The organism is Dialister invisus DSM 15470 (assembly GCF_000160055.1).
Lineage (GTDB): Bacteria > Bacillota > Negativicutes > Veillonellales > Dialisteraceae > Dialister > Dialister invisus.
The window spans coordinates 599,473-614,445 of sequence record NZ_GG698602.1 but is presented as its reverse complement, the minus strand read 5'-3'; the positions used below and the strand labels follow the sequence as shown (position 1 = coordinate 614,445).

Sequence of the window (14,973 nt, the reverse complement as noted above, 5' to 3'; positions counted from 1 at the left end):
TTAGTCGGGTATGTTTTGTGCCTGTACTTTGAGAATGACTTTTATACAATAATAAAATATGGAGGTAAATATGAGGGAGGATAAGTTTGGGAAAAAAGGACTTACTTTTGATGACGTCCTTTTGGTTCCCGCGCATTCAGAAGTGCTTCCCAAAGAAGTCGATGTTTCTACACGTTTAACACGGAACATTACTTTGAATATCCCTGTGATGAGCGCAGGTATGGATACTGTCACAGAATCAGATATGGCTATCGCCATGGCGCGGGAAGGCGGCATCGGTGTGATCCATAAGAATATGAGCATCGATGAACAGTGTAAAGAAGTGGAGAAGGTAAAACGTTCTGAACACGGCGTCATTGTGGATCCGGTATATCTCAATCCGGATAATACACTTTCCGATGCGGATGATCTCATGGTGAAATATGATATTTCAGGAATTCCTGTTACTGTAGATGGGAAATTGGTTGGAATCATAACCAATCGCGATATGCGTTTTGAAACGGATCTGTCAAGACCTATTTCAGAAATTATGACGAGCGAAGGTTTAATTACCGCGCCGGAGAATACGAAGCTGGAGGAAGCCAAACGTATTTTACAGGAACATCGGATTGAAAAATTGCCATTAATTGATAAGGACGGGTATTTGAAGGGCCTTATTACGATTAAGGATATAGAGAAAATGAGGAAGTATCCCAATTCCTCCAAGGATAAAGATGGGAGGCTGCTGGCGGCTGCGGCTGTCGGCGTGACGCCGAATGTATTGGAACGGGCGGAAGCTCTTCTTGCGAAGAAGACGGATGTCCTGGTGATTGATACGGCTCACGGACACAGCCCGGGGGTATTGGATACGATCCGTAAGATTCGGGATGCTTTTCCCCATGCAGAATTGATTGCAGGAAATGTGGCAACTTATGAGGGGACAAAAGCACTGATTGAAGCAGGCGTGAGCGCGGTGAAAGTCGGTATAGGGCCGGGTTCTATCTGTACGACACGGGTAATCGCAGGTATCGGTGTACCCCAGATTACCGCAATTTATGACTGCGCGAGAGCGGCGGCCGGGACGGATGTGCCGGTTATTGCCGATGGAGGTATTCAGTACTCCGGCGATATAGCCAAAGCCATTGGTGCAGGAGCGTCAGTGGTCATGCTTGGGAATCTTCTTGCGGGAACCGATGAAAGCCCGGGCGAAATAATTATTTATCAGGGGAAAAATTATAAGTTATACCGTGGCATGGGATCACTGGGGGCTATGCAGCAGGGGAGCAAGGACAGATATTTCCAGCAGGACGCAAAGAAGCTTGTTCCGGAAGGCATTGAAGGACGGATTCCTTACAAAGGACATGTATCTGACGTACTGTTCCAGTTAATTGGCGGTCTGCGGGCGGCAATGGGATACTGCGGCACACCTGATATCCCGGCTATGAATGAGAATACCCGATTTATTGAAATTACAGGCGCAGGTCTTCGTGAAAGCCACCCCCATGATGTAAGCATCACGAAAGAGTCGCCAAATTACAGTGCTAAATAATGATAGAAAACAAATATCCATCTCATACGGTCATGGATGTGCGCATACATGCTGTAACTATGGAAGAGGCGCTGCGATGTGCCCGTGAAATGGCGGCGTCAGGAGAAGAACATATAATTGCTACCGCTAACGCCGAAATGGTTATGATCGCACAGGAAGATAAGGAATTGGTCTATGTGCTGAACCATTGCAGCCTGGTCGTACCGGACGGGGCGGGAATCCTTTGGGCAGGTGAACAGTTGGGGGCATATTTTCCTGCGCGGGTGGCAGGCGCCGATTACGCGGAAGAAATCCTTAAAATCGCGGTGAAAGAAAAATGGCCGGTATATTTTCTCGGCGGTGCACCGGGGGTGGCGGAAACTGCGATTCGTAAATTTACGGAACGATACGGCTCTTTTGAAAAAGCGGGTTTCCATGATGGCTATTTCGATGAAATGGAAGAACAGAAAATCGTGGAAGAAATTAAATCCGGCGGTACCAAAGTCCTTCTATGTGGAATGGGAGTGCCTAAACAGGAAAAATGGCTGTGGAACCATAGGAAGGAGTTAGGGCCCGTGCTGGCGATGGGGGTCGGCGGCGTGTTTGACGTCATGGCAGGGAATTTACGGCGGGCACCGCTGTGGATGAGAAATCACCGATTGGAATGGGCATACCGCTTGTATTTACAGCCGAGCCGTATCGGACGTATGGCGGCGATTCCAAAGTTTATGCTGGCGATAAAAAAATGGAAAAGGAAAAACGGAAATAAAATATGCTGAAAAAACCAATTATATTACCGGAAGGATATCCGTTCATCATCATATCTTTAATAGTCGCGGCGTTGCTGTGGTATTTTAGCATGCTTTATGCGGCGGTTATTCCTTTTGTTTTTTCCTGTTACTTTTGCTATTTCTTCCGTTGCCCCAGAAGAAATGCGATTATCCCTCCGGGGGAAGATACGATCGTTTCCCCGGCTGACGGTACTGTAGTGGATGTTTCTCATGGCGTGGAAGAAGAAATGTATCTTGGAGAAAAATGCCATAAGATCACGATCTTCCTTTCTGTTTTTGATGTGCACTGTAATCGTTCTCCCATGGAAGGAACCATTAAATACCAATCCTATACACAAGGACGGTTTCTTCCTGCTTATGAAAAAGAAGTGGGGTTTGAGAATGAACGCGGTGCGATTGGTATCGAGGGAAAGCATAGGAATATCCTCGTTATATTAATTGCCGGCATTTTGGCACGACGTGTAGTTTCATGGAAACAGTTGGGAGATCCGCTGCAAAAGGGGGAACTGTACGGAATGATTAAGTTCGGATCTTGTACAGAACTTTATATACCGGGAGAAGCGGAAATTTGTGTAAAGAAAGGTGATACAGTCCGCGGTGGGCTGACGATAGTGGGGAGGCTTAAATTAGAATGAATAAATCATGGATTGCGAACGGATTTACCGCAGCCAATGCATTATTTGGCGGTCTTTCTATTATGATGTCGATTTCAGGAGAATACCATGTGGCGGCGATATGCATATTGATTGCTATGGCGGCCGATGCCTTTGACGGCAGGGTGGCTCGTGCTCTTGGGACTGCAGGTCCGATGGGAGTGGAGCTGGATTCTTTATCTGATGATATTTCTTTCGGTGTCGCTGCCGGGGCATTGATGTATTCTTATCAGCTGCGGGAATTGGGGGCGCTCGGGTTTATTCCCTGCGCACTCCTCGGTGCGTTCTGCGCGTTCCGTTTGGCGCGCTTCAATGTGAAAGTGACTTCTGTCCATGGATATTTTGAAGGACTGCCTTGCCCGACGGTCGGTGTAATTATTGCCTGCTATGTCCTTTCCGGTGTAAAGATCTGGAACTGGCTTGCCATGGTTTGCGTGCTTGTTCTCGCGGTGCTGATGGTGAGTGAAGTACATTATCCGGATAATAAAGGCGCCAGCGCCGATCAGCTTCATTTGCCGGCATTCCTGTTCTGCCTCGGTTTTTTCATACTTTGCACCATGATTTACTGGCCGTCCTGGGCAGCTGCTTTATGTGCGGCGTATATTATGTTCGGCATAGTAAATACATACCTGAACCGCCGGAAGAAATTCCATAGAAAACTTAAAAGAAGAGTAAAGGAAGAATTTTGACATGAATTATCCTTTGGATATCCTGATGCTGCCCATCCAACTGATTGTGGCGTGGTTTACCGTTTATTATACGGTAATTGCCGTTTTTGGAATATGGCATAGGAAAGATAGGGATTTGTCTGCACCGAAAAACAAATTCGCGCTTATGATTCCGGCGCATAATGAAGAAATGGTTCTCGGAGATCTTCTTGAAAACCTAAATATTTTAAAATATCCGAAAGAACTTTATGATATTTACGTTATTGCTGATAACTGTACCGACAGTACAGCAGAAGTGGCTCAACGGCATGGCGCTTATGTCCTTGAACGATGTAATAAAGAACTTGGCGGAAAAGGATATGCCATGGATTGGGCTTTTCCGAAAATATTTGAAACAGGCCGCCATTATGATGCATTTTGCGTGTTTGACGCAGATAATCTTGTCCATCTTGATTTTTTGGCGGTCATGAATACCCGTCTGATGAAAGGGCAGAAAGTTCTTCAAGGATACTTATCCGCTAAAAATCCGGTGGATACTTGGGTATCGGGTACTTTTGCGATTGCTTTCTGGACTGTCAATCATTTGTGGCATCTTGGAAAGTATAATTTAGGATTATCTTCCTGTCTTGGGGGAACAGGGATGTGTATTTCGGCGGATATTGTGCGGGAATTCGGGTGGGGGTGCGACTGTCTCACGGAAGACATGGAATTTTCCATGAAATGCCTTTCTCATGGGATCCGCACTTGCTGGGTTCATGATGCGATTATTTACGATGAAAAACCATTGACTTTTATGGCGTCCTGGAGACAAAGAAAGCGCTGGGCCCAAGGTCAGTTTGACTGTTCCGAAAGATATATCCCCATTTTGATGAAAGAAGGTTTTAAGCGACACAGTATTGTCGTGCTTGATGGGATTATGCAGCTGCTGCAGAATTATTTTCTGCTTATTTCCGCTTTTTATTTAGTGATGACATATATTAATATGTTCTATCCTTGTTTTACGGTGGTTCTATATAATGATGCTTTGGTTCCGCGGCAATTCTGGAGTGTATTGGGGACAATCCAGTATGTTCTGCCGCTTATCGTCCTTTTGCAAATTGAAGTGCCTGCTAAAATTTACCTGTATTGGCTGATTTATCCTGTGTTCATGTATTCCTGGGTTCCTGTGACTTTCCTCGGATGGATTCATCGCCATGAGAAACAATGGGTTCATACTATTCATACGAGAAGCATGCAGTTTCAGGCTGCTTCTCTTACACGTAAAAAGGAAATAGACAGTTAGTATGCATATATTTGTGACAAACGATGATGGTGTCGCTGCGCCGGGTATTCGAGCCCTGGCAAGAGCACTCTCCGCGCTTGCAAAAATTACCGTTATCGCACCGGCGGAAGGAGTGAGTTCCTGTTCAAGCGCATTGTCTTTAAGAAAGCCGATGAAATTGAAAAAGCGGCAAAGTTATGGAGAAAACATCGAAGTATATTCTTTGACGGGGACTACCGGCGACTGTTGTAAATTGGCTTTGGAATACTGGCTTAAGGATGACTTGCCGGACCTGATTGTATCAGGGATTAATGATGGCTTTAATACAGGAAGCGACTGTCTTTACAGCGGGACAGTGGCAGGCGCACTGGAAGGTATATTTGCGGGAATTCCTTCTATGGCAGTTTCTATGGAAAGCATGGCAGATGGAACTCTTTTAAGAGAAACGGCTGCTTTTGCTGCGGATCTGGTATCCGGATATTTTATGAAAAAGCGGTATACTGGTATACTCAATGTAAATATTCCGAAGATAAAACCGGAAAAAGTTTCCTGGGAAAATGTGAAAGTAGCCCGGCTCGGCTTGCTGCGCTATTCTAATGTGATTGCGGGAAAGCGGACAAAAGCGGATGAAATGGAATTTATCATGAGAGGGAAACCGCTGGAAAGATATGAACCGGAGACAGATGTTTATTGGTCGAGAAAAGGTTATATAACGATTACTCCGCTGCAGTGGAATCAAACCGATTTTGAGAATCTGAGGGAAGTAGGAAAACTTACAGCGGCGTTCATTGACGCATAGCTCTTGTGTATGTTACAATAATTGCCGTTGATATATGCCGGAGTGGCGGAATGGCAGACGCAGCAGACTCAAAATCTGCCGATAGCAATATCGTGTGGGTTCAAGTCCCACCTCCGGCACCATAAGTACCGTAAGGACTATTACGTTCCTGCGGTATTTTATTATGCGGAAAGACGATCGGCTTAAATATATGGCAGGATTTTTTATGTAGGTATATAAATGAGGCAGGGCAGGAAAGTTTGACATGGGGGATGGTCGTTTCTATAATGGGAGTCATCTGATGCAAATGATGGAGGAGATATTTTGAATATACTTGAACTGGCGAGATATGAAAAAAATCTGGTAGTTGGTCTGCGCCGTTATTTCCATGAAAATCCCGAATTGTCGCAAAAAGAATTTAAGACGATGGATTTCATTGAAAAGAAATTGAATGGGTGGGGAATAAAAACAATTCGTATTCCCCACGGCGGCATTTTTGGTGTTTTGGACAGCGGTAAACCCGGGTGGACGATGCTCATGCGTGCAGATATCGATGCGCTTCCGATTGATGAGGATTCCTGTAATTTAAAAGGGAAAAAGATATGCGTTTCTAAAAATGCAGGAGTAATGCATGCCTGCGGGCATGACGGGCATATGGCGATGCTTTTGACAGAAGCCAAGATTTTGGCGGAGCATAAAGAAGAATGGGAAGGCAAGATCATTCTGATGTTTGAAGAAGCGGAGGAAATGGGGGAGCGTGGTATCGCGCCCTTGCTCCGTTATCTGCGAGACAACCGGATTCATGTGGATGCCTGTTTCGGTACACATGTGAAATGGGATTTATCTGCGGGGAAAGTGGGAATCCTTTATGGTTCGGTCATGGCAGGCGCGTATTTCTTCCGGGTGAAAATCCATGGAAAGAGCGGCCATGGTTCTCGTCCTGATATGGCTCACAGCCCGATTGAATGTTTTGTTACGATTGCCAATGAACTTCGGGCATATCGTATGCGTGCCGTTGCGCCGGAGGAAAGTCTGACCTATTCTTTTGGCTGTGTAGAGGGTGGGCATGAGCCGAATATTATTCCTGAAGAGCTGACATTTGCAGGAACGGCACGGTGTACAAAGAATGAAGACGGCCTGTCATTCCGGACGGTTATGAAGGAAATCATAGAGCATACCTGCCGCATGTATGAATGTACAGCGGAGTTTGTGGAGGATCAATATTTCCCTGTGACGGTGAATACAAGGGAATGTGTGGATCTTGCGCGGAAAGCGGTCAGGGAGAATTGTGGGACGGGAGCGCTTGATCCGAATTGCCCCATGTGGATGGCAACGGAGACATTTTCCATCACGGAATCCATTTATCCGGGGGTATTCTTTTTTACAGGCATTTATGATGAAACGGTAGGAAGTGGCAGCGGACATCATACTCCTGCGTTTGATATCGGTGAAAAAGGATTGGTGACAGGAGTGGCGGCGGCGTTATCATTTGTTCTTGCCGCACTGAAAGAGAAGCCGAAATGTAACAGCTTTCAGCCGGCGGATTTGGAGAGTATGCTGAAACTGATAGAATAGCAGGAGTTTCTCAGCGCTGTATAAGGTCATTACTTATGGTGATGATCTTTTTTTGCATATGAGATTGGCCAATTAGAAAAAAGATCGGTATGGTATAATGAGTGAAATTATTTTAACGAAGGGATTCGGGAGGAACTATGAATGCATTTATTAAGCTTGGCGTGATAGAGCCGTTGGCGCAGGCTTTATACCAGCAGGGGATCAGGTTTCCCACGGTGATCCAGCAGGCATCTATCCCTGCGATTTTTAAGGGAAAAGACATCATCGGCCGTTCAGAAACGGGAACGGGGAAAACTTTGGCGTACTTGTTGCCGCTGGTACAGCGTGTGGATGTAAAAAAAGGCGGTACGCAGGTTTTGATTATGACACCGACCCGTGAGCTTGCAAAGCAGATTTTTGATGTACTGCGTCCTTTTGCCATCCTTATGGAAGCGGACGTGGCGGATATCATCGGCGGGCGGACGATTGAAAACCAGATTCAGAAACTGAAGAGGGAACCGCATATCATTATTGGAACGCCCGGACGTCTTTTGGATCATATACGCCGCCGCAGTCTGGATTTATCCGGGGTAAAAACGGTTGTTCTTGACGAAGCGGATCAGATGCTTGCAGCAGGATTCAGAGAAGATATAGATGCCCTTGTGGATGAAACACCGAAGAAACGGCAAGTGCTTCTTTTCAGTGCAACCATGCCGCCGGAAGCCAAGAAACTGGCCCATAAGTACATGAAATCAGCGGTGGTGGCGGACGTGGCGGAAAAGGCAGTAGCTTCGACGGTGGAGCAGCGTGTTTATGAAACAGTAAAAACACATAAATTTTCCCTGCTGGTTCGTCATCTCAAAGAGATAAATCCCTATATGGCTGTCGTTTTCTGCAATACTCGTGAAGGTGCCCATGAATTGGCGGGGCGTCTGCAGGAGGAAACGGATCTTGTTGTCGATGAAATTCATGGAAATATGAGCCAGGGTCAGCGGAACCAAGTTATTCGTGAGTTTGAAAAGGCAAGGACGCAGGTGCTTGTGGCATCTGATATCGCTGCCCGCGGTCTTGATGTAGAGGGGATTACTCATGTTTTCAATTATGATATTCCCCGCAATCTGGAATACTATATTCATCGGATTGGCCGTACAGGCAGAGCGGGAACACAAGGGGTCTCCATCACTTATGCAACGCCTGAAGATATCCTGCTGCTTCGCAAACTGGAAAAGGCAATCAAGGAAATCATCACGAAGTATGATGAAAAAGGGAATATCCGACGGATCAAAGGCCCGTCCGCTAAGAAAAAGGTTATCCTGCCCGGTATGTACAAACCGACAAAGAAAAAAGAACATAAGGTGCTTGGGCATAAAGGATCTGACATGAGGAAGAAGAAAAAGAAAGGGGAAGCGAAAGGAAGCCGCCGCGGGGAATAGCGTCTGCATGAAAACCGGTCACCATTACAGGTGGCCGGTATTTGCGTTATGGGAACAGCATGCCGCTGCTTATGGTAAAATGGAAACATTCGAGGTGAGCTTGATGAGATGTATATATAAAGGGAAACAGTTTTCGTGGCTTTTGGCGCTTTCCGTTCCTCCGGGCATTGCGGGATTCATTTTACATACGCCGTATTCCTTTCTTTGGGGGATTATTGGCTTTATACTTTGCGGTTTGATAGGACCTTTTCTATATTATTTTGTGAAGAGAGAAGATTTGGGCGATGCAGAAGGCCCCTATCATAGTGCGGCGCATTTAGCGGCCTGGAGTGCTCTGTCTGTATTCTTTCTTGCGATAGTCTGGTGTTTTCTCGATCTATTTCAGGAAATATGGGAAAGAGAAATGATTTTTGCGGCATTATCGATTCCTGTGATGGCGGCCGCTGTCTTTTTATCCATGCTGTTGGATGATGCACTTGCCCATGTTTATATTTTTTTGCGGAGAAAGAATGAAAATATAGCACATTGGCTTGCATGCTGTTATTTTATCGGTCTGGTTCCTGCCTCGATTATCGTATCGGTGCTTTTTATTTACTTTTTTCAAGGGATGCGCCTTGATCCTTATACGGAATTGTTCTTTGTGTCAACGATTTTGGAAAAAACATTTTTCCTGAAAATTTTTCTTGCTATGGCATCTTTTGCAGTCTATCTGTATTTTGCTTTGTCAGGGACAAAAGGAAAACGGGCAACACAGGTCGTTTTTACCGCTTTGTTTTATTTGATGCTGATTTATATTCCGATTATCATATCACTCCGTCTGCCGATGGCAGGGGAATGGCGTGCTTATGCTGATCCTGCTTATATTTCTTTGTTTCCGGTCTTATCGGATTTATGGAGTGTCGGTTTGTCAATGATCATCGGCGGATATGTGTCAAAATGGATTTTTAAATGAATGTCTTCGTAGGTTTGATTTCGCAAATGGAAAGATGACGGCCCGTAAAAAATAGAAGTCGTCATCTTTTATTATGGAAATATGAATTTAAGATTGACATGTGGGGAGATTTGTTTATAATACAGGTATTGGCTGAAGGAATCTGTATTGCCGATATCGTTTGAGTCGGACTTCAGAAAAGCCTGTGCCTGTATTTTTATTCGCCTTGTATCCATATGGAATGAGAACGGAGGTATTTTTCAATGAAAGAAAAAGTAAATCAGATCAAAGGACAGTACACAGAAGCTGCAATGGCCGGCGGTGTTTCACAGAGTTTGGGATCACAGATGAATCCGTTTATGAGCATCCGTGAACTTACTGTTTCCGGTCTGCTTGCGGGAATTACCATTTTCCTCGGACTGACAGGATATGGATTTATCCCGCTTATTTTTATGAATGCCACAATTTTACATATTCCTACGATTATCGGATCTGTCGTGGCGGGTCCCCGTGTGGGAATTGTCGTCGGATTCCTCTTCGGGGCATTTTCTTTTATCCAGACGCTCCGTGCACCAAGCCTTTTAATGCAGTTTATTCTCCAGTACAGTGTAGTCTATGATGCATTTATATGTATTGTGCCGCGTATCTGTATTGCACTGGTTTCTTATTGGCTGTATAAACATATACCGGTAAGAGATTTTACAAGGACCGCAATTGCTGCGGTTTGCGGATCGCTCACAAATACAGTACTTTTCCTTGGCTCCATTTTTATTCTTGTGGGAGCGCCTTATGCAGAGGCTCATGATATGTCTGTGGCGGGGGTGGGATACCTGCTTATGGGGATTGTAACGATGAATGGTATTCCTGAAGCACTGGTATCCGGCATTATTATTACTCCGATTGTGATGATGCTGAAAAAATCAGGATGGAAAATGAAATAATATAAATCAATAAAACGATATTTAAAAAGCTTTCTCCTTTTATGAAATATATATATGGGGAAAGCTTTTTATCCGGAAGAACTTCTCCGGAAAACGAAATAGAGTCAGAGGAAAAGGTTTCCGGAAAAAGAAAAACTCCCGCGAAGGGAGTCATTTATCGTAAAAAGAGAAATAGAAAAATACAATGCACTTTATGTTTTATAAATTATTCTCATCACCGCGCAGTCGGGCATCGCACTTTTGAATAAAAGAAGTAAAATCTACATTTGCTTCTTTGCAAAGTTCGCCGATAGGCGTTGCCATTTCGGACGGCATCTGTATTTTCTCATTTTGGAAGAGAGGGAGGAGCTGCGGATAGAGAGTGAGGATTTCTTCCATAGGCGTATTTTCCGTTAAAAGGGGTTTTTGGAATTTATCTGACAGGTATTCATTGATTTCGCCAATGAGTTCAAAGACGTCCATACCGTGGGTCTGTGCCGCCTGCCACAGGTTTTCATCATAAGAGACGAAGCAGCCTACGCAAGACATGCCGTATTCCATAAGGAACTGTCCCATTTCAGGATATACTTCGATGACCTGCATGATATTGTGTTCCGGTCTCACAAAATCGCCTTCATTTAACGGGGGAACATTCGGCATGACCCAGGAACTTCCGTAGTAATTTTCATTACCGTTCATATCGGACATGGTGTTTCCAAGGACAGTGTCGCGGAATGCTTCATATCCCATAGAGTCGATAAATTCTTCTAAAGACTGGTAATTTTCGTGATCCAGGTAGTAGGTACAGGCTTTGACCATGATGGAAAGCGCATCTGCAGGGAACTGGGCAAAGGCAAAGAAAGTCTTTTTTCCCGTGTATATATCCCAACCGTCAGACATGCCTACAGCACGCATGGGAAGAGCGGTTGTGACGGAACAGGTGAGTATGCAGGATGGCCACATGCCGAAGGCAAGCAGTCCGAGTTCCGTCAGCACTTTTTCAATATCTTCTTTTGTGAGTCCGGAAATAATAGGACGGGATTTCTGGTCTAAGGTATAGCTGCCGTCTATTTTTTCGGCAACGGATTTCATTTTCTTTTTAAAATCATCGCGTCCTTCTTGTAAATCCGGAATAAAGTCTATTTCCAGCGCGAAAGTAAGGTTGTCTGCAGTCATAAGAAGCTCCTTTATATATCCAATTTCTTGTATCCACATTGTATCATATCGATATGAATCCCAAAAGAGGAGAAGGGATAAATTTTAAATGAATTTCAACAGCGATTAATTATATATTTGTGGTATACGGTGAAAATGGTAAAATAAGACCAGTAGATAATAAGTATGACGGAGGGATAATCATGCGTCGTCTGAAAAAAATTGTAACCGCTATGTTGGCCGCAGCCGTTCTTATCTCCGGTGCAGCAGTTCCTATGGAAGCACAGGCGGCAAGTACACTGGAAAAAGTCTTATATGGGACGGCAGCCATGGTTTTTATTTCCCGTTATTTTTCAGATATGGATGATCATCAGCAGTTGCAGTTTTTGGAAACGTGTCAAAAGGAAACTGGTGTTTATGAATCGGCGGAAGCCCAGACACGGGTGGCGGATATTTATGATCGTCTTGTGGAAACGGGAGCGGTAGAAAGAAATTATATTGTATATGTTTCTCCTGATGAGGACATCAACGCGTTTATGAGTCTTGGTGGGGTCATGTGCATCAATAAGGGGACTCTTGATGCTATGGATGATGATGAGCTGGCTTATATCATGGCACATGAGCTTGTCCATGGTGAAAAACGGCATAGTGTGAATGGCGTGAAGAAAAGAGTGGGATTACAGACGGCGCTCAGTATTTATCTTGGAAGCGAACAAGGGGTTGGCGGTGTGATTCTTGGGAATATCGCGGCCAATTATATTTCTAATGCGGTATTTACCAAGGATCAGGAGAAAGAAGCTGACAGCTTAGGATTCCAGTATCTTGTGGAAGCCGGTTACAATCCTGGCGGGGCGGCAGCATCCATGAGCGTCCTTCTTGACAAGTATGGAGATAAACCAAGAACGGGTCTTAAGGGCGTTATCGCTCCGGCTGACCATCCATCCACAAAGGAACGTGTAGAAAAGAATGGAAAACGTCTGTACGAGTATTCCGGAAATCATGTAAAAGCAAAGGATAATTGGATCCTTATCAACGGGGAAAAAACATTTCAGCCGGCAGAAACAAAACGGTATACGCAGACGGAACGGGCGTATCTGACGGCAGGCAAGCTGGCGGCTGTATATCATGATGGTAATGTACAAAATGCAAGATATAAAGATGGTATGATACAGATTGGCAATGTACCGATTTACACCGTTTCCTCCAGAGAGAACGGCATGGAAATCGAGGCGGCTCTGAATAAAGGAATCGTGCTGGATCGCGGTGACCCGGTGAAAAAGAAATCAGAAGTGGAAAAAAGAAAAGATAAGCTCAAAGAAAAACGGATAGAAACAGCGGAAACAGCTGTTCGTTAAACGAACAAAAGGAATCAGAGAAATCAATGGGCATAGCAAAAAAAAGAAAAGGGAATTTTCTGAAATATTTTTTAACAATCATTTCTTGTATAGTTATTTTTACGGGGATTGGTTTCGGTACGCTGGCATATATGACACCTCCACCGCCAAAGCCGCCTGTGTTTCCGCCGCTTCCTCCCGTGGGCGCTGTGTCCGCTGTATTAATGGATGGAAATACAGGAGATATCATTGCCCAGAAAGAAGGGGAACTGAAAATTTATCCTGCCAGTACGACAAAGATTTTGACCTGTATTATTGCGCTGGAAGAGGGAAGAGAGAAGTTGGAGGCGGATGCGGTCATTACGCCGCTGGCAATTGGGCAGGACGGAACAAATATAGGGCTTCGCAGTGACATGCCGATTTCTCTTCATGAACTGCTGTATGGCATGATGCTTGTTTCCGGAAATGACGCAGCTGTATCTGTGGCGGAAACGGTAGGTGGTTCCTATGGCGGGTTTATTCAGATGATGAATGAAAAGGCGGTGTCTATTGGTGCCACCCGGTCCCATTTTGCCAATCCTAATGGTCTGACAGACAAGAACCATTATACAACTGCTATTGACATGGCGAAAATTTCCCGTTATGCCATGGGAAATCCTGAGTTCAGAAAAATCGTAAGGGAAAAGGTGTACCCCATGAGGTATCGCAGCGGGGTATATCGTAATGTGGAAAACAGGAATGAGTTTCTATCCAATGGTTACCGCGGGGCAAACGGAATCAAGACGGGAATGACGATGGCGGCAGGAGAATGTCTTGTTGCTTCTGCTGAACGTGATGGGCAGCTTTTGATTGCGGCAGTTTATGACGATGAAAATCGCTGGAAGGATGTGGAAGCGTGGTTTGATTATGGGTTCGCCTGCATCCGGGCCTGGGAAAAATATGAACAGGAAATGGCGGGAGAACCTGCCGTCTATAAGTTTATGAATCAATTGACGGGAAAGGAGTCTTCATGGGAAGAAAAAAGAAAACGCCATTACTGAAACGATTGTTTCCTTATAGTCCTTTCTTGCGAATTCTGTTTGTAATTGTGGTTATGTCAACAGTTTATATTGCAGGATACAGTATGTACCATTTTTACGAGATTAAAGTGCAGGAATCACGGCTTACCGAAGAGAAGAAACACCTTTTGGAAATGCAGGAAGCGCTACAGGAAAAGAAAAAAGATCTGGAGGATCCTTCTGTCATAGAGAAAAAGGCAAGGGAAGATCTGGGGCTTGTCAAGGAACGGGAGATTCCCTATATCAAGTAAGTTTTTCATGCAGATATTTTACAGATTTTATAACTGTTTGTATTGCACTCCTAAATGAAGTTTCGTATAATGGTGGATATATTATTTTATGTATTGCAGGAAGGATATTTATTCTTACATGGCTTTAGAAGTCGGAAGTATCGTTGAAGGCACTGTCACTGGTTTGGCAAAATTCGGTGTGTTTGTGGAAATTGCCGATAAAAAAATCGGCCTGGTCCATATTTCGGAAGTTGCCGGGGAATATGTGAGCGATGTGAATGATTACCTTAAATTGCATGATAAGGTAAAAGTGAAAATTATTTCTGTGGATGAAAAAGGAAAGATTGCTTTGTCCATTAAACAGGCGCAGGCGGAAGTCTGCGGAAGGCGGAAGCCTGATCAGCATACCTGTGAACATTCTGCTGACATTCGCCGTGACAGCGGCGCTTCCCGTATCGATCGGGCAGTAATGCAGAGAAAAGAGATGCGCTATTCCTACGCAGGAAGAAATGATAATCCCCGTCCGAGCCGCAAACATGATAATCCGGCTTCTTTTGAGGATAAATTGAGCCGATTCCTGAAAGACAGCGATGAAAGGCTCCTGGATCTTAAACGTAATGTGGAGTCTAAACGCGGCGGCCGCGGAGCCAGACGCACTGACTGATGTTTTGCAGATAAATAGCCGTTTTCCATATTGTGG

General features: G+C 44.7%; 15 protein-coding genes and 1 tRNA gene. 15 read left to right on the top strand and 1 reads right to left on the bottom strand.

The genetic code is table 11. The features are described from left to right. Window positions 1-70: 70 nt before the first annotated feature. From guaB to GCWU000321_RS02835, 11 genes are all read left to right on the top strand, one after another. Window positions 71-1,528, top strand: coding sequence for an IMP dehydrogenase (gene guaB / locus GCWU000321_RS02885; RefSeq protein WP_040381162.1), 1,458 nt, complete (start codon window positions 71-73; stop codon window positions 1,526-1,528). Next, window positions 1,528-2,286, top strand: coding sequence for a WecB/TagA/CpsF family glycosyltransferase (locus GCWU000321_RS02880; protein ID WP_007069592.1), 759 nt, complete (start codon window positions 1,528-1,530; stop codon window positions 2,284-2,286). Before guaB ends, GCWU000321_RS02880 begins: the two co-directional genes overlap by 1 nt. Continuing rightward, a complete protein-coding gene (locus tag GCWU000321_RS02875) occupies window positions 2,280-2,933 on the top strand; it encodes a phosphatidylserine decarboxylase (RefSeq protein WP_007069591.1) in 654 nt (217 codons plus the stop codon). Before GCWU000321_RS02880 ends, GCWU000321_RS02875 begins: the two co-directional genes overlap by 7 nt. Then, window positions 2,930-3,640, top strand: a complete 711-nt coding sequence (gene pssA, locus GCWU000321_RS02870; RefSeq protein WP_007069590.1) for a CDP-diacylglycerol--serine O-phosphatidyltransferase — start codon at window positions 2,930-2,932, stop codon at window positions 3,638-3,640. The genes GCWU000321_RS02875 and pssA overlap by 4 nt, the downstream gene beginning before the upstream one ends. 1 nt (window position 3,641) lies before the next feature. Next, a complete protein-coding gene (locus GCWU000321_RS02865; RefSeq protein ID WP_007069589.1) occupies window positions 3,642-4,901 on the top strand; it encodes a glycosyltransferase family 2 protein in 1,260 nt (419 codons plus the stop codon). 1 nt (window position 4,902) lies between these two features. Then, window positions 4,903-5,679 carry a 5'/3'-nucleotidase SurE gene (gene surE / locus GCWU000321_RS02860; protein ID WP_007069588.1) on the top strand — a complete coding sequence of 259 codons (777 nt, stop codon included), beginning with the start codon at window positions 4,903-4,905 and terminating at the stop codon, window positions 5,677-5,679. Between the two features lie 36 nt (window positions 5,680-5,715). Further along, window positions 5,716-5,801: transfer RNA gene (locus GCWU000321_RS02855), tRNA-Leu, on the top strand. A 181-nt stretch (window positions 5,802-5,982) separates the two neighbouring features. Further along, on the top strand, window positions 5,983-7,233 hold the full coding sequence (locus GCWU000321_RS02850; protein ID WP_007069587.1) for a M20 metallopeptidase family protein: 1,251 nt from the start codon (window positions 5,983-5,985) through the stop codon (window positions 7,231-7,233). Between the two features lie 137 nt (window positions 7,234-7,370). Next, complete coding sequence (locus GCWU000321_RS02845; RefSeq protein WP_007069586.1) at window positions 7,371-8,645, top strand: DEAD/DEAH box helicase; 1,275 nt, start codon at window positions 7,371-7,373, stop codon at window positions 8,643-8,645. 103 nt (window positions 8,646-8,748) lie between these two features. Then, on the top strand, window positions 8,749-9,597 hold the full coding sequence (locus tag GCWU000321_RS02840) for a hypothetical protein (protein ID WP_156777731.1): 849 nt from the start codon (window positions 8,749-8,751) through the stop codon (window positions 9,595-9,597). A 242-nt stretch (window positions 9,598-9,839) separates the two neighbouring features. Continuing rightward, window positions 9,840-10,517: an ECF transporter S component gene (locus GCWU000321_RS02835; RefSeq protein WP_007069584.1), complete on the top strand. Its 678-nt coding sequence runs from the start codon at window positions 9,840-9,842 to the stop codon at window positions 10,515-10,517. A 198-nt stretch (window positions 10,518-10,715) separates the two neighbouring features. Here GCWU000321_RS02835 and GCWU000321_RS02830 read toward each other — a convergent pair whose 3' ends face one another. After that, the gene (locus GCWU000321_RS02830; RefSeq protein ID WP_040381158.1) at window positions 10,716-11,672 is read right to left on the bottom strand and encodes a DUF1858 domain-containing protein; all 957 of its coding nucleotides are present in this window, start codon (window positions 11,670-11,672) and stop codon (window positions 10,716-10,718) included. 182 nt (window positions 11,673-11,854) lie between these two features. Between GCWU000321_RS02830 and GCWU000321_RS02825 the strand changes: the two genes are divergently transcribed. The 4 genes from GCWU000321_RS02825 (at window position 11,855) to GCWU000321_RS02810 (ending at window position 14,937) form a co-directional block, all read left to right on the top strand. Beyond that, window positions 11,855-13,006: a M48 family metallopeptidase gene (locus tag GCWU000321_RS02825; RefSeq protein ID WP_040381155.1), complete on the top strand. Its 1,152-nt coding sequence runs from the start codon at window positions 11,855-11,857 to the stop codon at window positions 13,004-13,006. 26 nt (window positions 13,007-13,032) lie between these two features. Continuing rightward, a complete protein-coding gene (locus GCWU000321_RS02820) occupies window positions 13,033-14,025 on the top strand; it encodes a D-alanyl-D-alanine carboxypeptidase family protein (protein ID WP_007069581.1) in 993 nt (330 codons plus the stop codon). Further along, window positions 13,995-14,294, top strand: coding sequence for an FtsB family cell division protein (locus GCWU000321_RS02815; RefSeq protein ID WP_007069580.1), 300 nt, complete (start codon window positions 13,995-13,997; stop codon window positions 14,292-14,294). Before GCWU000321_RS02820 ends, GCWU000321_RS02815 begins: the two co-directional genes overlap by 31 nt. Window positions 14,295-14,412: 118 nt before the next feature. Then, on the top strand, window positions 14,413-14,937 hold the full coding sequence (locus GCWU000321_RS02810; RefSeq protein WP_007069579.1) for a S1 RNA-binding domain-containing protein: 525 nt from the start codon (window positions 14,413-14,415) through the stop codon (window positions 14,935-14,937). Window positions 14,938-14,973 lie beyond the last annotated feature (36 nt).